The organism is Nocardia sp. NPDC059177, assembly GCF_042755165.1.
Classification (GTDB): Bacteria; Actinomycetota; Actinomycetes; order Mycobacteriales; family Mycobacteriaceae; genus Nocardia.
Map to the genome: position 1 here is coordinate 68921 of NZ_JBHZBX010000018.1, position 21819 is coordinate 90739.

General features: G+C 69.6%; 23 protein-coding genes. 8 read left to right on the plus strand and 15 right to left on the minus strand.

From position 1 onward, the window contains the following. Position 1 precedes the first annotated feature (1 nt). From ACFXK0_RS21720 to ACFXK0_RS21730, 3 genes are all read right to left on the minus strand, one after another. On the minus strand, positions 2-1438 hold the full coding sequence (locus tag ACFXK0_RS21720) for a serine/threonine-protein kinase (protein ID WP_379412412.1): 1437 nt from the start codon (positions 1436-1438) through the stop codon (positions 2-4). 55 nt (positions 1439-1493) lie between these two features. After that, positions 1494-3449, minus strand: a complete 1956-nt coding sequence (locus ACFXK0_RS21725; protein ID WP_379412414.1) for a GMC family oxidoreductase N-terminal domain-containing protein — start codon at positions 3447-3449, stop codon at positions 1494-1496. Between the two features lie 108 nt (positions 3450-3557). Then, on the minus strand, positions 3558-4028 hold the full coding sequence (locus ACFXK0_RS21730) for a carboxypeptidase-like regulatory domain-containing protein (protein ID WP_379412415.1): 471 nt from the start codon (positions 4026-4028) through the stop codon (positions 3558-3560). Positions 4029-4202: 174 nt separating this feature from the next. On the opposite strand from ACFXK0_RS21730, the gene msrA reads away from it, so the two are divergent. Both msrA and ACFXK0_RS21740 read left to right on the plus strand, forming a co-directional pair. Further along, complete coding sequence (gene msrA, locus ACFXK0_RS21735) at positions 4203-4703, plus strand: peptide-methionine (S)-S-oxide reductase MsrA (protein ID WP_379412512.1); 501 nt, start codon at positions 4203-4205, stop codon at positions 4701-4703. Between the two features lie 106 nt (positions 4704-4809). Then, on the plus strand, positions 4810-5790 hold the full coding sequence (locus tag ACFXK0_RS21740) for a hypothetical protein (protein ID WP_379412417.1): 981 nt from the start codon (positions 4810-4812) through the stop codon (positions 5788-5790). 51 nt (positions 5791-5841) lie between these two features. Here ACFXK0_RS21740 and ACFXK0_RS21745 read toward each other — a convergent pair whose 3' ends face one another. Further along, positions 5842-6090: a hypothetical protein gene (locus ACFXK0_RS21745; RefSeq protein ID WP_379412418.1), complete on the minus strand. Its 249-nt coding sequence runs from the start codon at positions 6088-6090 to the stop codon at positions 5842-5844. A 118-nt stretch (positions 6091-6208) separates the two neighbouring features. On the opposite strand from ACFXK0_RS21745, the gene ACFXK0_RS21750 reads away from it, so the two are divergent. After that, positions 6209-7234, plus strand: coding sequence for a hypothetical protein (locus ACFXK0_RS21750; protein WP_379412420.1), 1026 nt, complete (start codon positions 6209-6211; stop codon positions 7232-7234). A gap of 27 nt (positions 7235-7261) precedes the next feature. Here ACFXK0_RS21750 and ACFXK0_RS21755 read toward each other — a convergent pair whose 3' ends face one another. From ACFXK0_RS21755 to ACFXK0_RS21770, 4 genes are all read right to left on the minus strand, one after another. Next, positions 7262-7741, minus strand: coding sequence for a gamma-glutamylcyclotransferase family protein (locus ACFXK0_RS21755; protein WP_379412422.1), 480 nt, complete (start codon positions 7739-7741; stop codon positions 7262-7264). Next, entirely contained in the window at positions 7742-8398 is a 657-nt protein-coding gene (locus tag ACFXK0_RS21760) for a hypothetical protein (RefSeq protein WP_379412423.1), read from the minus strand. A gap of 83 nt (positions 8399-8481) precedes the next feature. After that, a complete protein-coding gene (locus ACFXK0_RS21765) occupies positions 8482-9111 on the minus strand; it encodes a nucleotidyltransferase domain-containing protein (protein WP_379412424.1) in 630 nt (209 codons plus the stop codon). 136 nt (positions 9112-9247) lie between these two features. Beyond that, the gene (locus ACFXK0_RS21770) at positions 9248-10798 is read right to left on the minus strand and encodes a phosphatase PAP2 family protein (RefSeq protein WP_379412426.1); all 1551 of its coding nucleotides are present in this window, start codon (positions 10796-10798) and stop codon (positions 9248-9250) included. A gap of 368 nt (positions 10799-11166) precedes the next feature. On the opposite strand from ACFXK0_RS21770, the gene gcvT reads away from it, so the two are divergent. Next, a complete protein-coding gene (gene gcvT, locus ACFXK0_RS21775) occupies positions 11167-12267 on the plus strand; it encodes a glycine cleavage system aminomethyltransferase GcvT (RefSeq protein WP_379412427.1) in 1101 nt (366 codons plus the stop codon). Positions 12268-12293: 26 nt separating this feature from the next. Beyond that, positions 12294-13391 (plus strand): branched-chain amino acid aminotransferase, encoded by a 1098-nt coding sequence (locus ACFXK0_RS21780; protein ID WP_379412429.1) that lies wholly within the window; start codon positions 12294-12296, stop codon positions 13389-13391. 50 nt (positions 13392-13441) lie between these two features. Here the strand turns inward: ACFXK0_RS21780 and ACFXK0_RS21785 are convergent, their stop codons facing one another. The 6 genes from ACFXK0_RS21785 to ACFXK0_RS21810 form a co-directional block, all read right to left on the minus strand. After that, the gene (locus ACFXK0_RS21785) at positions 13442-14155 is read right to left on the minus strand and encodes an MBL fold metallo-hydrolase (RefSeq protein ID WP_379412430.1); all 714 of its coding nucleotides are present in this window, start codon (positions 14153-14155) and stop codon (positions 13442-13444) included. 133 nt (positions 14156-14288) lie between these two features. Further along, the gene (locus ACFXK0_RS21790) at positions 14289-15038 is read right to left on the minus strand and encodes an adenosylcobinamide-GDP ribazoletransferase (protein ID WP_379412431.1); all 750 of its coding nucleotides are present in this window, start codon (positions 15036-15038) and stop codon (positions 14289-14291) included. 40 nt (positions 15039-15078) lie between these two features. Beyond that, the gene (gene cobT / locus ACFXK0_RS21795) at positions 15079-16149 is read right to left on the minus strand and encodes a nicotinate-nucleotide--dimethylbenzimidazole phosphoribosyltransferase (RefSeq protein WP_379412432.1); all 1071 of its coding nucleotides are present in this window, start codon (positions 16147-16149) and stop codon (positions 15079-15081) included. Positions 16150-16230: 81 nt separating this feature from the next. Then, positions 16231-16767, minus strand: coding sequence for a bifunctional adenosylcobinamide kinase/adenosylcobinamide-phosphate guanylyltransferase (locus ACFXK0_RS21800; RefSeq protein ID WP_379412433.1), 537 nt, complete (start codon positions 16765-16767; stop codon positions 16231-16233). Between the two features lie 19 nt (positions 16768-16786). Beyond that, positions 16787-17710, minus strand: a complete 924-nt coding sequence (locus ACFXK0_RS21805; protein ID WP_379412435.1) for an alpha/beta hydrolase — start codon at positions 17708-17710, stop codon at positions 16787-16789. A 176-nt stretch (positions 17711-17886) separates the two neighbouring features. Continuing rightward, the gene (locus ACFXK0_RS21810) at positions 17887-18849 is read right to left on the minus strand and encodes a helix-turn-helix domain-containing protein (RefSeq protein ID WP_379412436.1); all 963 of its coding nucleotides are present in this window, start codon (positions 18847-18849) and stop codon (positions 17887-17889) included. A gap of 86 nt (positions 18850-18935) precedes the next feature. Here ACFXK0_RS21810 and ACFXK0_RS21815 point away from each other — a divergent pair, with 86 nt between their 5' ends. Next, on the plus strand, positions 18936-19103 hold the full coding sequence (locus ACFXK0_RS21815; RefSeq protein ID WP_379412437.1) for a hypothetical protein: 168 nt from the start codon (positions 18936-18938) through the stop codon (positions 19101-19103). 54 nt (positions 19104-19157) lie between these two features. Here ACFXK0_RS21815 and ACFXK0_RS21820 read toward each other — a convergent pair whose 3' ends face one another. After that, positions 19158-19757, minus strand: a complete 600-nt coding sequence (locus tag ACFXK0_RS21820) for a DUF3043 domain-containing protein (RefSeq protein ID WP_379412513.1) — start codon at positions 19755-19757, stop codon at positions 19158-19160. Between the two features lie 314 nt (positions 19758-20071). Between ACFXK0_RS21820 and ACFXK0_RS21825 the strand changes: the two genes are divergently transcribed. After that, positions 20072-20428, plus strand: a complete 357-nt coding sequence (locus ACFXK0_RS21825; protein ID WP_071927238.1) for an iron-sulfur cluster assembly accessory protein — start codon at positions 20072-20074, stop codon at positions 20426-20428. Positions 20429-20884: 456 nt separating this feature from the next. Next, positions 20885-21811 carry a carbohydrate kinase family protein gene (locus ACFXK0_RS21830; RefSeq protein WP_379412515.1) on the plus strand — a complete coding sequence of 309 codons (927 nt, stop codon included), beginning with the start codon at positions 20885-20887 and terminating at the stop codon, positions 21809-21811. The last annotated feature ends 8 nt before the right edge of the window (positions 21812-21819 follow it).

The window sequence follows — 21819 nt, forward strand, 5'->3', positions numbered from 1 at the left end:
TTCAGTACCGCGGTTGTTCGAGCCAGTTCCGGGTGCCTTTGGAGCGGGCGGCGAAAAAGGTGAGCAGCGGAAGAAACACGATGAAGACACAGGCGATGAGCCAGTACGGGTCGTCGATGACCGCCATGACGACGGCGGCGGCGGTGGGCAGCACCGAAAGCAGGATTGCCGCGGTGAGTATGAGAATCCGCCCGGCCTTCCGGCGCAGGAGTAGAGCCGCCGCGCCGGTGAGCGCCAGGATCGACGGTGGCAGGAACAAGATCACCACCGTCGCCGACATCCATCGGTCCTGGTCGTAGGTCAGCGCACTCCCGGCGCGGGAATCGGTCGGCTGCATGGTGAGCAGATGGCCCAACAGTGACAGCCCGAGGAAGCCGCTGATCAGTCCGATCAGGATGGCGAGGACGGCGGTGGTCTTCGCATCGCTGCCGGACACTCGCGGGGCAGCCGGATAGGCGGGCCCGGCCCATCCGGCCCCATTCGGTAGCGGTAATCCGCCCTGCGGCATGGGGCCGGCGGACAACGGTGGTCCACCCTGCGCGTGGTGTGGGTATCCGCGCGCGGGGGTCGGTCCGGCATACGCCTGCCCGGCTGGTGTGGGGAATGCATTGTGCAGCAATGCGTTCCGGGCCGCGTCGACGAACTCGCGGCAGCTGCCGAAACGATCGTCGCGCCGCTTCGCCATCGCTCGTGCCAGGACCGCGTCGAGGGCGGCGGGCAGCCCGGGGCGTACCCCGCCGGCCGGTGGGACCGGCTGGGAGAGGTGACCGGCGATCACCTGGGCGGGGTTGGCCGCGGCGAACGGTGGTTGTCCGGTCAGCAGCATGTACAGGGTGCAGGCCAGCGAGTACTGGTCGCTGCGGTGGTCGACGACCTCGCCGGCGAGCTGTTCGGGGGAGGCGTAGGCCAGGGTGGCGGTGAAGGTGCCGGTCGCGGTGAGTTTGGTGTCGGCCTCGACCAGGCGGGCGATGCCGAAGTCGGTGAGCAGGGCGCGGGAATCGGTGGGGTCGCCGGGGTCGGCGATGAGGATGTTGGCCGGTTTCACGTCGCGATGCAGCACGCCGTGGCGGTGCGCGTAGTCCAGCGCCTCGGCCGTCTCGGCCAGGTACCGCAGCAGCCGCTCTGGCGGGGTGTGCGGGTCGAGCCGGGCCGCGTCGGTGCCCTCGATGAAACGCATCGAGATCCACAGGTGCCCGTCGTGGGTGCCGCGATCGTAGACGCCGACAATGCCCGGATGGTCCAGGCCTGCGACGATATCGGCTTCCTGCTCGAAGCGCCGTCGCAGCTCGGGGTCCTCCGAGACCGCCCGGTTGAGCAGCTTCAGCGCGACGGTCCGCGGCAGCCGCGGGTGGCGGGCACGGTAGACCGTGCCCATCCCGCCCTGCCCGAGCGTTCCCTCGATGCGATAGCCGGCGAAAGTGTCCTCCACTGCGGTCACCGGGCTCCCCTCCCTGTTCCGTGCCGTGACCAGGGCAGCCTAGCCGGTGCCGGGCTCAGCGCAGCCGGGCCGCCAGGCGTCGCGCGTTCATGTAGCCGATCGCCTCGATGGTGACCATCGGGTTGACGCCCGGCGCGGTGGGGAAGCTGGAACCGTCGGCCACCACGATGTTGGACACCTCCCAGGTCGCGCCGTCGGGGTCGGTCGCCGAGAGTGCAGGCGTGCCACCCATCCGCGCCGATCCCATGATGTGCAGGGCGCCCATCGAGCACTGACCCGGCCCGTACCCGGCCTGCTTCGCCGCGGCGTCGAACTCCGCCAGCGAACCGCGCACCCCCGGCTCGAACCCGACACCGGCCTGATGGCCCGAGTAGATCCGTTGCGCCCCAGCTGCTTCCAGGATCGAGGCGGCGCCGACGATACCGGTGTGCAGATGCCCGGCGTCGTAGTCCGACAGCCGGTATTTCACCACCGGCTCGCCACTGCGATCCACCGACACGGTCCCGGAATCCCGATCGCGGGTGATCACGCCGACCGAGTTCGACCGGGCGAAATCCTGCAGGGTGGCGCGATGCTGCGCCGCGCCGCGCCAGTTCATGAACCCGGTCGCGAGGCCGGGATGCAGCGGGCCGGTCTCGTAGATGACGCCGTAGCCGTTGCCGTCCAGATCGGCGTGATGCCTGCTGATCCGGCCCTGCAACGCGCCTTCCCAGGGGCGGATCTCCTCGTCGAACACCCCGAAGACCGCGGCGGCGGGATGCAGGCGCAGGTAGCGCCCGATGTTCTTGTTCTGCAGCCCGGAGCGCTTCAGCAGCGCCGGGGTCTGGATCGCGCCCGCCGCGACGACCACGGCGCGGGCTCGCACGGTGATCTCGACACCGTCGCCGGTGCGGGCGGTCACCGATTCGGCCTTGCCGCCGGAGACGGTGATCGAACGGACATCGGCGTCGACCACCAGGCGCGCGCCGTGGCCTGCCGCGTCGGCGAGCCAGGTCTTGGTCACCGACTGCTTGGCGCCGAGGCGGCAGCCGTAACCGCAACGGCCGCACTCGGTTCCGGCGTCGCAGGCGTCGTTCACATTGCGCGGCAGGGTGTCGATGTCCCAGCCGAGCGCCCGCGCGCCGCGTTCGAGCACCCCGTCGCGGGCCGAGAGCGGGGACTTGCGATCGGTGACGCCGATGCGCTGCTGCACGGCGGTGAGCGCGTCGCCGAATTCGTCGGTGGTGAACTGCGGGACACCGGTCTCGGCCCATTCCGCGCGCACCGAATCCGGGGTCGGCAGCGAGGTGCTCCAGTTGACGACGGTGCCGCCACCCAGACAGCTGCCCGCGACCAGGGTGAGCTGGCCCTCCGCCGTGGACGGCGGGCCGGGGGAGTAGAGGCTGGTCAGCGCGTCGAGCTCGCCGTCGCCGAAATCCCGGTCGTCGTAATAGTTTCCGCGTTCGAGCACCACCACGTCCAGGCCGGCCTCGGCCAGGACCGCCGCGGCGGCGCCACCGCCCGCGCCCGAGCCGACCACCACGACATCGCAGTCCAGCGTCGTGGGCTCGGTGTAGCGCTGCGGGGTGAGCGCCGGCTCGGCGGCCGTGGTCAGACGCCCGGGCGGCGGCGGATAGCCGATCTGCTTCCAGAGCGGGTTCTCCCCGGTCGGACCGGGGGTGACGTTGTAGGCCAGCAGCGAGGCCTGCTTGAGCGCCTGGAAAATGGCGCGCACCGGCGCCAGCCCGGAATCGCCGAGGCGCAGCAGCGCGGCCTCGCGACGTTCCTGCGACAGCGTGGAGAAGCGGCGGAAGCCGCTGCCGGTCAGCAGCCCCATAGCGCGGGAGTCCCACATGCCGAGCAGCCGGGCGAGCTGTTTACCGTCGGCCTCGCGGGGGTTGCGGCCCAGGATCTGGAAAATGGTGTCGACCACCCCCAGTTCGGTCGCCGAGGGTAGCGCCAGCCCGTCACCGGGGAGAAATGTGTCGCAAATCGTGCCCAGTGCCGCCCGCTGTTCGGCTGTCGGTTCCATCCGGAAAACCACCCTTCCAACTCTGGGTGATTTGTATCACGACGTTTCGGGTCGCGCTGGCTGTGAACGGGTTTCGGGGCCGGGCCGCACCCGGCCCCGAAACCCGCCTCAGTCGTCGATTCCCGCGGTGAACTGCAGGGTTTTGCGCGTCGACACGGTCAGGTCGATATCGGTCGAGGAGATCGAGCGCACCGCGGCGGCACTGGTATACGCCGTCACCTGATAGCGGCCGGGTTGCAGCGCGCGGAAGCTGACCTGTCCGTTGCGGCCGGTGGTCAGATGCCGGTGGATGAAATCGCCGCAGGCGTCCACACCGGTGAGTACGACCTTGCCACCGGGAATCGGGGAACGGGTGCCCGCCTCGATCAGGACGGCGTCGATCTGGCCGATGGCGGTCGGGCTGGGCGCGCGCGCCTGTAGATCGTCCGGACGGGGTTGACCGGGTAGCGCGCAGGTCGATTTCTGGGCGACCGAATCGTCGTGGCCGGGGTGCGCCTGCGCGCTCCCGACCGCGGCTCCCATCGCCAGTACCGCCAGCAAGCCGATCACCGAATTCCGTGAAACGCCGATCCGTGGCATCGCGCCGTTCTCCTCTTGTTTCCCGCCTGCGTGAATTGGCCTGAGATAACGCTCGGGCGGCAACTGTACTGGCGGGAATTTTCGGCCTGACCACCGGAGTTGTCCTGGAGACGGTTGTGCCGCGAGTGTGCGACCGTGGGCTCTCATGAAGGAGGACGCGTGACCGAAACCCGCATGGCGATTCTGGCCGGTGGTTGCTTCTGGGGAATGCAGGATCTGATCCGGCGCCGGCCCGGTGTCCTCGCGACCAGGGTCGGCTACACCGGTGGACGCAACGATCACCCGACCTACCGCAATCATCCCGGGCACGCCGAAGCCGTCGAGATCGTCTACGACCCGACTCAGACAGATTACCGCGCGCTGCTCGAGTTCCTGTTCCAGATCCACGACCCCACCACCCGGGATCGCCAGGGCAACGACATCGGCTCGAGCTATCGCTCGGCGATCTTCTATCTCGACGAGGACCAGCGCCGCGTCGCCCTCGACACCATCGCCGATGTCGACGCCTCGGGGCTGTGGCCGGGCAAGGTCGTCACCGAGGTGACCCCTGCGAGCACCTTCTGGGACGCCGAGCCCGAACACCAGGACTACCTGCAGCGTTACCCCGACGGCTACACCTGCCATTTCCCGCGTCCTGGCTGGAAACTGCCCAGGCGGGAGAACGCCGGGAGCTGAGTTCGATATGTCATGATCGGCAGTGTCGGCGTGACCGTGACGCCGGATCGGAATGAACTCATAAAAGGCGGCCGCGGCCGTCCAGGCGATGAGGGGTGCGATTCGGATGACGTATGGACAGCAGCAACCCGGTTATCCACCGGCGGGCCCCAAGCTCGGCGTCGGTGACGCGCTCGGATACGGGTGGAACAAATTCAAGGACAACGCGGTGGTGTGGGTGGCCATCGTGCTGGTGGCGGTCCTGATCCAGGTGGCGATCAATTTCGTCTTCGGGCTCGGGGCCGACACCGACACCGATGCCGACGGCGCCCTTGTCATCGGTTTCGGGATCTGGCAGTTGCTGGGCACGATCGTCAGCACGATCGTCGGCTATCTGATCTCGGCGGCTTTCGTGCGCGGCGCGCTGCACGAAATCGACGGGCGCAAACCGGCATTCGGTGACTTCTTCCAGTTCACCCATGTCGGCGCGGTCATTCTGGCCGGTCTGCTGGTCGGTCTGGCGACCGGTATCGGTCTGCTGCTGTGCATTCTGCCGGGTATTGTCGTCGCGTTCTTCACCTGGTGGACAATGCAATTCGTGATCGACCAGGATCAGGACGCGATCACCGCGATCAAATCCAGTTTCTCGGCGATCTCGGCGAACGCCGGTCCGCTGCTGTTGCTGGCACTGGCGCTGGTCGGCATCAATATCCTCGGCGCGATTCCGTGCGGACTCGGTCTGCTGGTGACCATTCCGCTGACGATCATCGCCTCGACCTACGCCTACCGGGTGGTCGTCGGCGGGCCGGTGTCCGGTGCGGCGGCAGCGCCCGAGCCGGGGTATCCGCAGCAATACGGCGATCCCGCAGGGGGATTCGGGCAGCAGCCGGGGTACGGGGGTCCGGCCCAGGGCGGACCCGGCTACGGCGGTCCGGGGCAGGGCTACGGCGGTCCGGCCGAGGGCGGTCAGGGTTACGGTGGCCCGGCCGGCGGCGGCCAGGGCTACGGCGGGCCGGGTGAAGGTGGCCAGGGCTATGGCGGGCCGGGATCCGGTCCTGATCTGGGTAAGCCCGGTGACGGTGGGCAGGGCGGTCCCGAGAACCGCTGAGGTCGGGGAACACGAAGGGCGTGCGATCGTCTCGCACGCCCTTCTTTCTGTCTACTCGCAGCCGAGACCGTTGCCGTCGCGGTCGAGACCGTAGTCGTCGGGTCCGATGACCCGGACCGGGCCGGTGTAGACGGGCCCGTTCCCGCTGCCGCCTTCGCAGTCGACATCGCTGACGATGGGCAGGCAGGGGGAGTACGAGCTGTGGCAGTCCGAGGTCTGCGCGGTGGCCACGGCCGGAGTCGCGATCGCGAAGGCGAAGGCCGCGATGGCGGTGGACCCGAGGGTGACGGCGAGTTTCATGATGCTCCGTTCAGTTGTACAGCGACGCAGAGTGTTTCACGCATGGGTGGTTTGCCGGAAATCTGCGGTTCGGTACCTGCCGGTAAACTGGGCGGTTCGTTGACGCCGGGGAGGTTTCGTGCGGGGGAAGTGGCAGTCGTGGTCGTGGTGGCGGCGATGCGCGGTGATCGTCGCGGTGCTGGTCGCGCTGGTGTTCGCGCCGGTCATCGGGGTGTTGTGCGCGTTACTGGCGCACAATGTGGGTGAGCAGTCCGAGCTGGCGCGCACGCGGGGCAAGGATGCGTTCTGGCTCGGGCACGCGTGGGTCGACGGGCGCCGGACCGACGCCGATATCGACGCTCTGGTGACGTTGCTGGCCGGCAGCGGGATCCGGGATCTCTACGTGCACACCGGCCCGCTCGAACACGACGGGAGCCTGCGCGACGAGCTGGCGCCGCGCGCTCGCTGGTTCGTCGACGCGGTCCACGCGAAGCTGCCGGGCATCCGGGTGCAGTCCTGGCTCGGCGATATCGTCCAGCCCGAATTCGACGGGCTCGACCTGGAATCGGCCGCCTCCCGCGACCGGGTCGTCGCCTCGGCCCGCCGGGTGCTGGCCTACGGTTTCGACGGCGTGCACTACGACCTGGAACCGGTGCGTTCCGGCTCGCCGGGCTACCTCGCCCTGCTCGACGCGACCGCGGCGGTGACCGCCGAGGCCGGTGTCGCGCTGTCGGTCTCGGCCCCGGTGATCGACCCGCTCCCCGGCCTGCACTCGGTCGGCCTGACGGTCGCCGACCACGGAAAATGGTGGAGCCAAGCGTATTTCGCCGAGGTCGCCCGCCGCGTCGACCAGGTGGCGGTCATGTCCTACGACACCGCCATGCCGACGAAGGCGCTCTACAGCGGCTACGTGGCCCAGCAGACCGCCCTGGCCACCGAGGTGACACCCACCGACGTGGACCTGCTGATGGGCGCCCCCGCGTTCTGGACCGACGATCCGGGCCACCACGGCGCGGCCGAAACCGTCGCCGCCGCGGTCCGCGGCATCCGCCTGGGCTTGACCCGCACCGACGTCTCTCGCACCGACTTCGGCATCGCCCTGTACGTCGATTTCGCGGCGACACCACAGGACTGGGCCGACTATCGGCAGGGCTGGTGCCGATAGCGGGCCGGTCTAGCGAATCGACCGCACCTACGGCCGGGAGGTGGCGAGTTCGGAGTCGCCCGCCGGCGACAGCCAGGCTTTGAGCTCGGAGATGTAGTCCGGGGGAAGCTGCGCTTCGAGGGCGCCGTCGATGAGTATCTGAACGTATTCGCGATCGGGCGCCGAGCCGCGTTCATCGGGATAGGAGATGTAGGCCCAGCAGTATTCGATGCCGTGTTCCATGGTGCGGACCGGCACCGCGATACGCAGGTACGCCTCCGGGTCTTCGATCGCGTCCATCTCCCGCAGATCGTGGTCCGACATCTCCCAGACGAGGCCGATCACCTGGCTCGACGGTTCCGCCGACGGCTCGACGCTGGCGACCGCGCCCGGGCGATAGGACCCGGTCCGGTTGAAGGCCAGCCGGAATCGCTCGAGCGTTCCGATGCCACGCAGCGTCGCGCCCGGGCACCGGCGTCGCATCTGCGCCGCGGACATATTGGAGCCGTAGGCGAAATAGAGCACCATCTAGACCTCCTCGATCGATGCCGCGAGCTGGTCGGCGGAGGTGACCAGCACGACGTTTCCGAATCGCTTCATGGACATGACGTTCGACCTCAGCGCGGCAGCGAGATCCTTGCGCCCGTGAATGAAGATCGCCGTATCCGCGAGCCGCACGCTGCAGTCTTCCAGATCGCGGTCGGTCGACAGCGACATCTCCATGACATTGTCGCGTCGAGCGGCGTCGATCACGCACACGCTGGCCAGGTCACGCATGCCCTCGACGTGATTCACCAGATAGAGATGAAAGTGTCCTGGGTACTGGATCAGCAACTCGCGCAGTCGTTCACGCCAACGCGGATGGATGTTGTTGAAGGTCTGGAATCGAATCACGTGGACACCGCGCGCCAACGCGTCCCGGGTGGCCGAGTGGTACAAATCGGCCAGCCGCTGTCCCTCGGAACCACGGTAGGTGAATCCCTCACCGGTGATCACGATCTCCTCGGTGGCGCGGCCGAGCTGCTCGACGAAGTACGCGTAGAAGGCGGTATTGAACTGCCCCTCTTTCGGTTCGAAGACCCGGATCTTCTGTAGGCCGCCCATTCGGCGAAATCGGATGAACTGCGTGAGTAGTCCCGAGGTGATCAAACCGGCGGCGATGCCGAGGAGGAGTTCGGTGAGCATAGGAGATCCCGTTCACATGCAACGTGGTCCAATACTCCTGTATAGCTGGCACTTCGGGATCCGGCAACGGTGCGGTCCGGGGGTCAGGTGGCGGTGCTGGTGAGCCAGGGATGAGCCGGGTGGACGGTGGTCAGCCAGGTGGTCAGGCGGGCGCGCTGGCCGGCGGTGAGGAAGGGGAGGGTGCGCTGGAAGTCGGCGTCGTCCTTGGGGCGGCGGGCTTTCGCTTTGAAGAGCAGGACCGCTTCGGGGATGAGGTAGGGAATCCCGGTGGGGGTGGCGTGGATCAGGTCGGGGTAGGGGAGGGTGATGGCGGGGTGGCGGCGGCAGATCCAGGTGCTGCCATCGTGGGGTTCGCGGAAGACGTCGAGGTGGTAGGTGCCGGTGAACGGGTCGCGTAACCAGGTCTGGTGCAGGTCCGGACGCCGGCCGGCCACGGCGTAGGGCCACACGATGCCGTCACCGACGACGTCCCATTCGTATTCGGGAAAGGCCGCGGCGATCAGCGGGAAATCGGCGCGGGGGACGGTGATCTCGAGGTCGGCGTGCGCCCGCGAGATCGACCCGGTGAACAGGTCGAGCGCCCACCCGCCCGCCACCGCCCACGGCGCCGTGCACCCGGCCAGCCGCGCGGCGACCACACTGGGCGTCCACGGATCCCACCGCCGGTCGGCTTCTGTCGCGCTGATCGGACGTCCACCGTCCGGAGAACTCATCACTCCATGATGAGCGCCCATCACGGCAGGGTCGCGGGGGTTGTGAGCAATGGTGATGGAGGTGAGACGGGTTTGTGAGGTGGACGCCGGTGCGGGCGAAAACGATTCGGATGCGCACGTCGCCCGCTGTGTGATGCTACCGACGCCGGTCGGTGAGCCAGGCGAGGGGGCGGCGGTGGTGGGGGCGGGCGCGGTTCTCCCAGCGGGGGTTGTCCTCGTCGCGGCGGTAGACCGGGACGCGGCCGGCGATGGTGAAACGCAAAGTGGTTGCGGTGCCGACCACTTCGCCGTCGGCGGCGACCGCGGACGGGGTGCGCAGGGCGACGGTGAGTTCGTGCATCTGGCGTTCGCCGTAGACGCGGCTGTGGCCGATGGCGGCGAGCATCAGGGCGACGACGGCGCGGGTGCGGGAGAAGCGGACGTCGGCGCGCAGCCAGCGCACGTCCAGCAGGCCCTCGTCGAGCCGGGAGCGGAAGGCGGGGACGGCGCCGTGCGGGTGGTAGGGGCCGTTGCCGACGAACAGGAACCACAGATCGTGCCAGCGGTCGTCGATGCGGATCCGGATCGGTTCGGCGCGGCGCAGGGTGACGATGAGCGCGGCGGCGAAGGCGGGCCATTTGCCCCAGCGGTCCTGCCACTGCTCGCGCAGCCGGACCAAATCGGGGTAGGCGCCGATGCTGGCGGTGTTGATCAAGTGATGGGTGTGGGTGCCGTCGGGGGTCTCGAATTCGACGGCGGCGATGTCGACCTCGACCGCCTCGCCGGTGCTGGTCGCGTCCACCACCTCGCGCAGGTCGTAGACGCCGAGGTCGCGGGCGAAGTGGTTGAGCGTGCCCGCGGGCACCACGACCAGCGGCAGTTTGTTGCGCACCGCCACCGCGGCGGCCGCGGCGATGGTGCCGTCGCCACCCGCGGCGCCCACGGCGACGACCGACGGGTCGACGGCCTCCTGCAACTGTTCGGCGGCGTCGCGGCCGGGCGCGGTCTGCAGCAGGGTGGCGGCGGGCAGGGCCCGGGCGATGTCGGCGGTGGGGTCGTAGGCGGAATCACCGGAGCGAGGGTTGATCAGCAGCAGCAGACCGGCGCCGTCGGCCAGGACCGGCGCGTCGTGCACCGCGTGCGCGTCGGCCTCGTCGGATTCGCGGATCGGCCACCAGCGGCGGGTGGTCAGCGCGACCCCGGTGCCGACCGCGGCGCCGACCAGCACATCGGAGGGCCAGTGCGCGCCGGTGTGCAGGCGCGAGTACGCCACGGCGGCGGCTACCGGCGCGACGGCCAGCGCGGTGCGCGGGCTCTCCAGCGCGACGGCGGTGGCGAAGGCGGCGGCATTGGCGCTGTGCCCGGACGGGAACGACGAGGACACCGGCGCCTCGACCAGGCGGCGGCCGTGCGGCATCAGCTCGGCCGGCGGGCGACGGCGCGGAATCAGCGACTTGAGCACCAGGTTCACCACGAAACTCGACCCGGCCAGCGCGATCACCCCGCGCAACGCGGCCCGCCGCGGTGGGCCGGGCTTCACCGCCAGCGCCGCGGCCAGCGCCAGCCACAGCCGGCCGGTGTTGGCCGAGCGGGTCAGCGTGAGCATCCCGCCGTCGACCCGTGACTCCGGAATGGAGGACACCGCCCGGCTCACGGCATCGTCCATCCTGGCGACATTGCGGAACCTGCGGCCGGACAACTCACTCACAGCACAGAACACTACCGTCGTTGCGCGTCATCGTCTTTCGGCACCGCGACCCGACCCCGCCACCCCTCGACGGTGGGGTCGGATCACGGAACCGGTCGGCGCACAACGATCGAGAGCGGGTTGCCCTGACCGGTGGATGCGCCCGGAGCGGGCGCGCCGCGCCGAGCCCGCCCAGCCGACCTTCTTCGCCGGCGGCGACCTGAACCTGCTGATGAACGCCACCGCTGCCGACGCACCGACCGTGCGGCGGTTCCTGGTCGCTGATCCTGTCAGTCCGCGAGCGGGCCCGCGTCCCCCAATTCCAGGGGCTCGGTGGTGCGGATCGGGAGGTTCGCACGGCGCGGGCGGCGCCCGATAAGCTCGGGGCCATGACCGACGACGCGCTGCTCGAGGGCCCCATCCACGCTGTTCATGTCGAGCTCGGAGCCACCTTCGCCCCGTTCGGTGGGTGGGAGATGCCGGTGCAGTACGCCGGGACCGTCGGCGAGCACACCGCGGTGCGGACCACCGTCGGGCTCTTCGATGTGAGTCACCTGGGCAAGGCCACCGTGGCCGGGCCGGGCGCCGCGGCGTTCGTGAACGCGACGCTGACCAACGATCTCGGCCGGATCGGTCCCGGCAAGGCGCAGTACACGCTGTGCTGCGCGGCCGACGGCGGCGTGATCGACGACCTGATCGCCTACTACGTCGGTGACGACGAGGTGTTCCTGGTGCCGAACGCGGCCAATACCGCCGCCGTGGTCGCCGCGTTGCGCGCGGACGCGCCCGCCGGGATCACGGTCACCGACGAGCACCGCGACTACGCCGTCTTCGCGGTACAGGGCCCGAAGTCCGGCGAGGTGCTGACCGCGCTCGGGCTGCCCACCGAGATGGAGTACATGGCCTACGCCGACGCCGAATGGGACGGCCGCCCGGTCCGGGTGTGCCGCACCGGCTACACCGGCGAACACGGCTACGAGCTGCTGCCGAGCTGGGACGACGCCGAACCGGTGTTCCGCGCCCTGGTCGAGCAGGTGCGCGCCGCCGGTGGTCAGCCCGCGGGCCTGGGCGCGCGCGACACCCTGCGCACCGAGATGGGCTACCCGCTGCACGGCCACGAACTCTCCCTCGGCATCTCCCCGAACCAGGCCCGCACCGGCTGGGCGGTCGGCTGGAAGAAGCCGGAGTTCTGGGGCAAGACCGCCCTCGAACAGGAGAAGGCCGACGGACCGCGCCGCCAGCTGATGGGCCTGAAAGCGCTGGACCGCGGCGTGCTGCGGCAGGGCCAGACCGTGCTGCGCGACGGCGCGCCGGTCGGCGAGACCACCTCGGGCACCTTCTCGCCCTCGCTCAAGGTCGGCATCGCGCTGGCGCTGCTCGACACCGACGCGAAGCTGGCGCCCGGCGACGAGGTGGAGGTCGACGTGCGCGGCCGCAAACTGCGCGCCGAAGTGACCAAGCCGCCGTTCGTCGACACCAACACGAAGTGACCACCCCCGCCCGATAGGATCGCATCATGACAGTCGCTGCACAGTTCACTCGTATCCCGCACCCCGCGCCCGTCTCGGCGCAGCAGCGGGCAGAGGTACTGGCGGCCCCCGGATTCGGACGTTTCTTCACCGACCACATGGTGTCGATCGACTACGCCGACGGGCAGTGGGGCAGCGCGCGGGTCGAACCGTACGGCCCGCTGTCGATGGACCCGGCCACCATGGTGTTCCACTACGGCCAGGCCATCTTCGAAGGACTCAAGGCCTACCGGCAGTCCGACGGCAGCATCGCCACTTTCCGCATCGACGCCAACGCGGCACGGTTCCGCCGCTCGGCGGCGCGGATGGCGATGGCCGAGCTGCCCGAGGAGCTGTTCGTCGAATCCGTGCGCCAGCTCCTCGACGTGGACGCCGACTGGGTGCCCGCCGCCGGCGGCGAGGACTCGCTCTACCTACGCCCGTTCATGTTCTCCACCGAGGCCGGTCTCGGCGTGAAGCCGGCCTCGGCCTACAAGTACCTGCTGCTGGCCTCGCCGGCCGGCGCCTACTTCCCGCGCGGGGTCAAGCCGGTGCGGGTGTGGCTGTCCACCGAATACGTGCGCGCGGCGCCCGGCGGCACCGGTGAGGCGAAGGTGGCGGGCAACTACGCGGCCTCGCTGCTCGCGCAGGCACAGGCCACCGAGAAGGGCTGTGACCAGGTGGTCTGGCTGGACGCGTGCGAGCGCAGCTACGTCGAGGAGATGGGCACCAACAACCTGTTCTTCGTCTTCGGTACCGGCTCCGAGGCCCGGCTGGTGACCCCGGAACTGTCCGGTTCGCTGCTGCCCGGCATCACCCGCGACTCGCTGCTGACCCTGGCCGCCGACTCCGGCTACCCGGTCGAGGAACGCAAGATCTCGGTGGCGGAATGGCGCAAGGGCGCCGAATCCGGGGAGATCAGTGAGGTTTTCGCGTGCGGCACCGCCGCGGTGATCACGCCGGTGGGCTGGGTGCGCTCGCACGACGGCGAGTTCAGCATCGGTGGCGGTGAGCCGGGCGAGGTCACGATGGCGCTGCGCGACACGTTGACCGGAATCCAGCGCGGCACCTTCGCCGACACCCACGGCTGGATGCGCACGCTGTAGGTCTCACACGCAGACGGCGGGTTCCCGATGGGGAACCCGCCGTTGTCGTGTCAGCCGGGCATGAGGGCTTGCCATTGCTGGAGGGTTTGCGGGCGTAGGACGTAGTTGTTGTCTTTGACCGAACCGAGTGCGGCGCTGGGGGATTCGGAGTACCAGTGGCCGGGGTAGACGGTGGGGTTGCCGTCCAGGGCGGCCAGGCGGCGCAGGCTGCGGAACATCTCGTCGGAGTCGCCGCCGGGGAAATCGGTGCGGCCGCAGCCGTCGATGAACAGGGTGTCGCCGGAGATCAGGCGGTTGTCGAACAGGAAGCACTGGCTGCCCGGCGTGTGACCCGGGGTGTGGAGTAACTCGATCTCGAAGGCGCCGACGGTGACCTTGTCGCCGTTGTCGTGGCCGGTCAGCTCGCTGGGCGCGATGCCGGTGGTCTGGGCGACCCAGTCCAGTTCCTGCTTGTTCACATGGACCGCGACGCTGGTCTGCTCGAGCAGTTCGGCGACGCCACCGAGGGTGAAGCCGAGCATGGTGCCGCCGACATGGTCGGGATGGTGGTGGGTGGCAAGGACGCCGCTGACCCGCATGCCGTCGGCAGCGGCCACGTCGACCAGGTCGGATGCCGCGTAGGCCGGGTCGACGAGGAGGGTTTCGCCGGTCTCCCGGTCGCCGATCAGATACGCGAAATTACGCATCTGCGTCGCGATCGGATCGCCGACGGCGTAATCCCGGCCGGACAGCAGCTGGCGGAAGTAGAGGCGCTCGGATGACATGGCACCCACTGTATTGCCACCGGTGTGCTGGGGAGGCCACCGAGTACCGATGAGCGGACGGTCTGTGCGACCACACAAGCGGCCAATATTCGCGTTGTGACCGGGTGTAGCCCGGCGGTGCCGGCTGTCCACCTCACGCCATCAGCGAAAAACCTACTGCGGCAAGGGAAACCGTGATCTCGACCACCGCGCCGAGGACATCGCCGGACAATCCTTCGAAGCGGCGCGCGCAGTGACGGGTGATAAAAACGGCGAGAGCGAGGGCGACGGCGACGACGAGGGGGCCGAGCCAGAGAGTCGCCGGAGCCGCCACCGAGGCCGCGGCGAGCGCGAGCGCGAGCCAGCTCACCACGACCCGGCGGGGCTGGGTGCCCGCTACCAGGGCACCGAAACCGGCGTCGGGAGCCGCCGGGATGCCCGCCCGACAGGCCGCCACGACGGCCACGCGCCCCACCGCGACGGCGAGCGCGATCGCCCACCAGCGGTGCTGCTCGGCCAGCCCCGCGAAAGCCACCGCCTGGATGCCGATCGCGAAGATCAGCGCCGCGACGCCGAACGGGCCTGCGCCGCCGGACTTCATGATCTGCCTGGCCCGCTCGGGCGGCCCGTAGCTGCCGAGCCCGTCGACGGTGTCGGCCAGGCCGTCCAGGTGCATGCCCCGGGTGAACAGCGCCAGCAGGCCGACGGTGAGCAGTCCGGCCAGGGTGGTGCTCAGCCCGGCCCGGTGCGAGGACCACATCGCCGCCGCGGCGAGACCGCCGAGCAGCAGGCCGACCAGCGGCGCGAGCGCGATGGCACGACCGGCCGCGGCGCGATCGATCGTCCGCGGTCCGGTGACGGGCAGCACCGTCAGCCACGACACGGCGAGCCGCACGCTGTTCACACCGGACTCCGGCCGGCCGTGGTCCGCGTGCTCGTGCGGTTCACTTCGCGAGGTCGACGGAGTCCGGCTCGTCGGCGGTGCTGACCCCCGCGTCGGCGAAGGTCGACATCTCGGCGAGGGTGGCCACGGCGGCGCGCAGGACGGGCAGGGCGGTGAGGGCGCCGGAGCCCTCGCCCAGGCGCATGTCCAGGTCGATCAGCGGGTCCAGGCGCAGATGCTTCAATGCCAGGTCGTGGGCCGGTTCGGTGGAGCGGTGGGCGGGCAGCCACCAGGCCTTCGCGCCCGCGGCGAGGTCCTCGGCGACCAGGGCCGCGGCGGTCACCACCACACCGTCGAGCAGGACGGGGGTGCGCCGGATCGCGGCCTGGGCGAGGAAACCGGCCATGGCGGCGAAGTCGGCGCCCGCCGCGACGCGCAGCAGATCGACCGGGTCGGTGGCGATGGGGCGGGCGCGGCGCATGCCGTCGCGGATGGCGGCGACCTTGCGGATCCAGCCCGCGTCGTCGACGCCGGTGCCGCGCCCGACCGCGGCGACCGGTTCGGTGCCGGTGAGCGTCGCCACGAGGACGGTGGCGGGGGTGGTGTTGCCGATACCCATGTCACCGGCGACGAGCAGGTCGGCACCGCCGTCGATCTCCTCGTCGGCGATGGCGCGGCCCGCGGCCAGCGCGGCGGTGACCTCGTCCGCGCTCAGGGCGTCCTCGCGGTCGATCGCCCCGCTGCCGCGGCGCACCTTGTGCCCGGAGACCGACGGGTCGGTGTCACCGTCGACAGCGATGTCGACCACCCGCACGGTCGCACCCGCGACCGCGGCGAGCGCGTTCACCGCGGCCCCGCCGGCCAGGAAATTGGCCACCATCTGCGCGGTGACCTCGCTGGGATAAGCGGACACGCCGTGCCCGGCGACACCGTGATCACCGGCGAAGACGACCACCCTGGCACGCTCGAACTGCGCGGGCGGGCACACACCCTGGCAGGCGGCGACCCAGTTGCCGAGCTGTTCGAGCCGGCCCAGCGACCCGGCCGGTTTGGTCAGCTGCCGCTGGCGCTGCTCGGCCGCCGCGCGCACCTGCGCGTCCGGGGCCGCGACCGGGCCGAATCCGTGAGTCACAAGCAAGCCTTTCGACAGTGGTGCCTTCCTCCGCCGCTCATCTTGCCCGGATCGCGGCGCGCCGCACAGACCGGCCCCGGATCATTTCAATCGCACGGGCAGCCCCGCCACAACCAGGAACGCCTCGTCGCACACCTGCGCGAGCCGCTGATTGAGGGTGCCGATCTCGTCGCGGAACAGCCGGCCCGAGCGGGTCGCCGGGATGACGCCCATGCCGACCTCGGGGGAGACGATCACCAGCCGCCGCCGATAGTCCGCGACGGCCGCCACCAAGGCGTCACAGTCGGGGGCGACGGTGCCGCGCGGAGCCTCCCACGCCGCCCTGGCGTCGAGCCGCGCGGTGAGCCAGGTGCCGATGTCGTCGAGCAGGGTGGCGGGCGCCGGGTCGGCGAGAACCGTTGCGGGCTCGGTGTTCTCGACGGTCGACCAGTGCGCGGGCCTGCGCTCGCGATGCCCGGCGATCCGGTCGGCGAAGTCGTGATCGGCCGGGTCGAGCACGGCGGTCGCCAGATACCGGACCGTGGGTTCGTCCGTCAGCAGGTTCTCGGCGAATCCCGACTTCCCGGACCGCGCCCCACCGAGCACAAGAGTCCGAACCGGCAACGAGCTCACTGGCATCGGATCACCGTAGCAACCGTCACGCAGAGGCGGCCAGCGCGTCCAGGATCATCGGGCGGGCGGTGGTGAGGGCCTGTTGCCAGTACGGCCAGGTGTGGGTGCCGTTGAGGATGTCGACGCGGGCGGAGACACCCAGTGCCGTCGTCCGGTCGCGGAAGATCTGCGCGGCGGTCGCCGACATCGCCTCGAGGCCCATCGCGTTGACGGTGTCGCCGAGGCCGTTGGGCAGGTCGAACGCGCCGGGTACGCCGTTGCCGCTGGTGACGTAGATCGGCAGCCCGCGCAGCAGTTCGGCCTGCACGGTGGCGTCGTTGCGGGCCCAGGCGGGGTCGGTGGGCGGGCCCCACATGTCGTAGACGTCGAAATTGCCCTCGTCGAGCATGGCGGCGCGCATGGCCTGATCCCACAGCGGATAGGTCGGGTTGACGAACCCGGAGAACGACCCGGCGAAACGGAACTGGTCGCGATGGTGCGCGGCCAGCACCAGTGCCGCGTTGCCGCCCATGGAGGCGCCGACGATCGCGTTGTTCGTGCGGGAGACCCCGTAGGACGCGAGGAAATCGGGCAGCTCCTCGGTCAGGAAAGTTTCCCATTTATAGGTGATCTGTTGCTGATTGGTACTGCTCGGGCGGTACCAATCGGTATAGAAACTGGAATGGCCGCCGACCGGAAACACCAGCGTCACATTGTCACCGGCGAATTGGCGCAGGGCGTCGGTGTCGGTGGTCCACTGGCTGTGATCGGCGGGGGCGCGCAAACCGTCGAGCAGATACAGCGCCGAGCTGCCGCCGCGGGCCGCCCACTGCACCTGTACCTTGATCGGGCCCATGCTCGACGGGACCGTGAGCTCCTCGAATCCGCCTGCGGGCGCGCGCAATACGGGAGTCGCGAAGGGTGCGGCGGTGGCCAGGCCGGGTGCCGCGACGAACAGCGCGGCCGCCATCACGGCGAGAAAAGTGATCGACCAACGAGAACTACCGGGCCACGCGCGCAACACGCAGTCAGCTGACCAGTCGCCCGCTGTTCCGTCAAGCACTCACGCTCGTGATACAACCGTGATAGGTGCCCGATTGTGTTGACTCACAGGGGTTTCGCGACATTGTGTCGATCGTGTGACGCTCACCGCGACGCGCCGAACCGGCGCCGGTATTCGGTGGGCGCGATCCCCACCTGCCGCTGGAAATGGTGCCGCAGCAGCGCGCCGGAGCCGAAACCGCAGCGATCGGCGACCCGGTCCAGCGGCAGCTCGGTGGCTTCCAGCAGCTGCTTGGCGAACAGCACGCGCTGGGTGGTGAGCCACTTGACCGGGGTGGTGCCGGCCTCGGCGGCGAAGCGGCGGGCGAAGGTGCGGGTGGACATGCCGGCGCGGGCGGCGAGGTCCTCGACGGTGTGCGCCTCGGCCAGGTTCTCGGTGAGCCAGCTCAGCGTGCTCGCCAGTCCCGCGGTGGTGCAGGCAGGGACGGGCTGTTCGATGAACTGGCGCTGGCCGCCGTCGCGCTGGGGCGGGACGACCATGCGGCGGGCGATGCCGTTGGCGGCGGCGGTGCCGATCTCGCGGCGGACCAGATGCAGGCAGGCGTCGATGCCCGCGGCGGTGCCCGCGCTGGTGATCAGATTGCCCTCGTCGACGAACAGCACATCCGGGTCGACGGTCGCGGCCGGGAACTGGGTCGCGAGCTTGTCGACATAGCGCCAGTGGGTGGTGCACTTGCGGCCGTCGAGCAGCCCGGCGGCACCGGCGAGGAACGCGCCGGAGCAGACGGTGAGCACGATGGCACCCGCCGCCGCGGCCGCCCGGACCGCCTCGACGACCTGCGGGTCGTAGGCGTGGTCGACGTGGATCGGGAAGGCCGGAATCGCGACCAGATCGGCATGGGCGAGTTCGTCGAGACCGTAGTCGGGGGTGACCGAGACGCCCGGGCTGGTGGAGCGCAGCGGCTTGCCCGGCTCGGACCCACACACCCGGAAGTCGAAGCCGGGCAGGCCGTCGGCGGTCCGGTCGAGCCCGAAAACCTCACAGACGACGCCGAATTCGAACATGGCGAGCCGGTCGTTGAGGACCACGGCGACCTTGGACAGCATCAGCCCATGCTATCTGGCTGAATCTTTGCGCACAATGACAGAACTGCCACTTTCGGCGGAAAATCTCTGCGCGCAAACTTTCTGCCATGCTGACTTTTCTGATCGCCCTGGCCCTCGTCCTCGGACTCGCCCTCCTGATCGGGCGCGGCACCGCGGGCTCGACCGGCGCCGTCGACCGCGACCGCGAGCGCATCGCCGCCGAACTCACCGCCATCGCCGGCTACGCGGACCACATCCCGCGCGGCCACAGCTGACAACACGAATGCCGTCCCACCGGTGTGGTGGAACGGCATCGGTGGGACGGGGACTCAGACGGCGTCGCCTGGCCCGACCTGCGGCTTGGGCGCGCGCATCTTGCGGATCTGCGACGCGCGCACGAAGGCGTACCAGCCCAGCTTGAAACCGGTATCGGTGGTGTCGGGGAACCGCTCGATCACCCGGTTGTTCACGATCCGGCCGAGCACGAAACCCTCGATGATCATGAAGACCATCATCACCAGCATCGCCAAGGTGACAATGGTCTGCAGGCCGGGCGCGACGAACATCGACATGATCAGCACCAGCGCCATCGGCATGAACAAGCCGACCAGATTGCGCCGGGCATCGACGATATTGCGCACATAGGCACGCACCGGGCCCTGATCGCGCGGCAACAGGTACTTGTCCTCACCGGCCAGCATGCGGGCCCGGCGATCCTGCACGGCGGCGCGCCGATCGGCGGCAGCGGCCTTGCGGTCCTCCTTGTTGCCCTTGACGGCCTTGCGGCGCGCGCGGGCCTCCTTGGCGGTCATCGGGGCGGGCGCCACCGGGCCACGCCGCTTGCCTTCCGCGTCACGCCGTTTCGGCGTGGGACGCCCCTTGCCGGGAGTGGTCGAAGCGGAGGCGGCGGCCTGATCTGCGTCCGGCACCGAGGCGTCGACGGACTCGTCGATGGTGCTGGACTCGTCGCGACGGAACAATTTCACGTTCACCAGGCTATTCGATCGGGTCGCCGGGCGGGAAACGCGGTCCGGTGCACGGTGGGCCCGGTCTCATCGGCGCCGCTGTGCGAGCAGGATCACACCCGCAGAGGGCGTAGTGTGGGGCGAAGCACCCAGGGCGTGTCCACGGGTTGACGTGCGGGTGGCAAAATAGGAATAACAGGCTGTGTGACGGTGTTGCCCACTGTCGTGCGCTGTGCACCTGAGGTCCGTTGACGGGCTGAGTCGAACAAGGAGTGTCCATGACTGTGCAGAACGAGACCGCCACCGAGACCCACGGTGCGACGCTGACCGACGCTGCCGCCGCCAAGGCGAAGGCGCTGCTCGACCAGGAAGGTCGCGACGACCTCGCCCTGCGTATCGCCGTCCAGCCGGGTGGCTGTGCCGGCCTGCGCTACCAGCTCTTCTTCGACGACCGGGTCCTCGACGGCGACATCGTGGTCGACTTCTCCGGTGTGAAGCTGGCTGTCGACCGGATGAGCGCTCCTTACATTCAGGGTGCGTCGATCGACTTCGTCGACACGATCGAGAAGCAGGGCTTCACCATCGACAACCCCAACGCCACCGGCTCTTGCGCCTGCGGAGACAGCTTTAATTAGCGGCTGGCGCCGCGGGTTTTCGGCTGCGTTATCGGCGGCTGGCGCCGCGGGTTTTCGGCCTGGTAAGCCTCACATCCGAGGGGCGATACTCCGGCTGCGCCGTGACGTATCGCCCCTCGGATGCGAGGCGGCCGAAAACCGTGGTGGTCGGGTTGGGAGTCCGTAGGTGGGGGCGTCAGGTGGGCGTGGGCCACTCGCGGGAGTGGTTGTGATTTGTTGTGTGTGGGGTGGGTCGTCGGGTGTCGGCGTGGGTCGTCGGGTGTCGGCGTGGTTCGTCTACTCCGGGGTGTGGTGGTGGCGGGTTGCGGTGAGGTGAACCGTGGGGGTTGTGATGCTTGCTACCGTTGAAGTCCGGGATCGGTTGGTTCCGGGCTTTTCTCGTTTCCCCGTCTAGCGTCGAAGGGGCCCTGCCTCGTGTCTGTTGCTGTGTCCGCGTCCATCGCCACCGACCACCTCATGCGATTTCCCGGCAAGTTCGCCGATGTGCTGCTCGCCGATCAGCTCGATCATGTGTCCCTGAGTTTCCTCGTCGACGATCTGCAGATCCGTCGCGGCGGGGTGGCGGGCAACATCGCCTACGCGATGGGCCTGCTCAAGCAGCGGCCGGTGCTGGTCGGCGCGGTCGGTGCCGACTTCGCCGACTACCGGAAGTGGTTGGAGGACAGCGGCGTCGACTGCTCGGCGGTGCACGTCTCCGGTACCGCGCACACCGCCCGGTTCGTCTGCACCACCGACGAGGCGATGGCGCAGATCGCCTCCTTCTACCCGGGCGCGATGAGCGAGGCCCGCGATATCGACATCGCCGCGATCGCCGCCGCGCACGCGGTCGACCTGGTGCTGGTCGGCGCCAACGACCCCGAGGCGATGGTCGCGCACACCCGCCAGGCCAAGGCACAGGGCATCGCCTACGCGGCCGACCCGTCCCAGCAGCTGGCCCGCCTCGACGGCGAGCAGACCACCGAACTCGTCGACGGCGCCGCCTACCTGTTCACCAACAAGTACGAGTGGGGTCTGCTACTCCAGAAGACCGGCCTGAGCGAAGCCGAGATCGCCGCCAAGGTCGGCATCCGGGTCACCACCCTGGGCGCCGACGGCGTGCTCGTGGTCGACGCCGACGGCACCGAGGTCCGCGTCGGCGTGGTGCCCGAGGTGGCCAAGGTCGACCCGACCGGCGTCGGCGACGGCTTCCGCGCCGGCTTCCTCACCGCCCACCGCGCCGGCCTCAGCCTGGAACGCGCCGCCCAGCTCGGCTCCCTGATCGCCGTCCTGGTCCTGGAGACCACCGGCACCCAGGAATGGACCCTCAACAAGGACGAAGCCATCGAACGCCTCACCAAGGCCTACGGCACCGACGCTGCCGACGAGCTCTCCGCCCTGCTGTAAGCCGGACA

What these genes read in the sequence shown, in the direction of transcription:
- ACFXK0_RS21725 (WP_379412414.1), bottom strand. Translation starts at nt 3,449, where the DNA reads ATGGAACCGACAGCCGAACAGCGGGCGGCACTGGGCACGATTTGCGAC.
- ACFXK0_RS21730 (WP_379412415.1), bottom strand. Translation starts at nt 4,028, where the DNA reads ATGCCACGGATCGGCGTTTCACGGAATTCGGTGATCGGCTTGCTGGCG.
- msrA (WP_379412512.1), top strand. Translation starts at nt 4,203, where the DNA reads ATGGCGATTCTGGCCGGTGGTTGCTTCTGGGGAATGCAGGATCTGATC.
- ACFXK0_RS21740 (WP_379412417.1), top strand. Translation starts at nt 4,810, where the DNA reads ATGACGTATGGACAGCAGCAACCCGGTTATCCACCGGCGGGCCCCAAG.
- ACFXK0_RS21745 (WP_379412418.1), bottom strand. Translation starts at nt 6,090, where the DNA reads ATGAAACTCGCCGTCACCCTCGGGTCCACCGCCATCGCGGCCTTCGCC.
- ACFXK0_RS21755 (WP_379412422.1), bottom strand. Translation starts at nt 7,741, where the DNA reads ATGGTGCTCTATTTCGCCTACGGCTCCAATATGTCCGCGGCGCAGATG.
- ACFXK0_RS21760 (WP_379412423.1), bottom strand. Translation starts at nt 8,398, where the DNA reads ATGCTCACCGAACTCCTCCTCGGCATCGCCGCCGGTTTGATCACCTCG.
- ACFXK0_RS21765 (WP_379412424.1), bottom strand. Translation starts at nt 9,111, where the DNA reads ATGAGTTCTCCGGACGGTGGACGTCCGATCAGCGCGACAGAAGCCGAC.
- gcvT (WP_379412427.1), top strand. Translation starts at nt 11,167, where the DNA reads ATGACCGACGACGCGCTGCTCGAGGGCCCCATCCACGCTGTTCATGTC.
- ACFXK0_RS21780 (WP_379412429.1), top strand. Translation starts at nt 12,294, where the DNA reads ATGACAGTCGCTGCACAGTTCACTCGTATCCCGCACCCCGCGCCCGTC.
- ACFXK0_RS21785 (WP_379412430.1), bottom strand. Translation starts at nt 14,155, where the DNA reads ATGTCATCCGAGCGCCTCTACTTCCGCCAGCTGCTGTCCGGCCGGGAT.
- ACFXK0_RS21800 (WP_379412433.1), bottom strand. Translation starts at nt 16,767, where the DNA reads ATGCCAGTGAGCTCGTTGCCGGTTCGGACTCTTGTGCTCGGTGGGGCG.
- ACFXK0_RS21805 (WP_379412435.1), bottom strand. Translation starts at nt 17,710, where the DNA reads ATGGCGGCCGCGCTGTTCGTCGCGGCACCCGGCCTGGCCACCGCCGCA.
- ACFXK0_RS21810 (WP_379412436.1), bottom strand. Translation starts at nt 18,849, where the DNA reads ATGCTGTCCAAGGTCGCCGTGGTCCTCAACGACCGGCTCGCCATGTTC.
- ACFXK0_RS21815 (WP_379412437.1), top strand. Translation starts at nt 18,936, where the DNA reads ATGCTGACTTTTCTGATCGCCCTGGCCCTCGTCCTCGGACTCGCCCTC.
- ACFXK0_RS21825 (WP_071927238.1), top strand. Translation starts at nt 20,072, where the DNA reads ATGACTGTGCAGAACGAGACCGCCACCGAGACCCACGGTGCGACGCTG.
- ACFXK0_RS21830 (WP_379412515.1), top strand. Translation starts at nt 20,885, where the DNA reads ATGCGATTTCCCGGCAAGTTCGCCGATGTGCTGCTCGCCGATCAGCTC.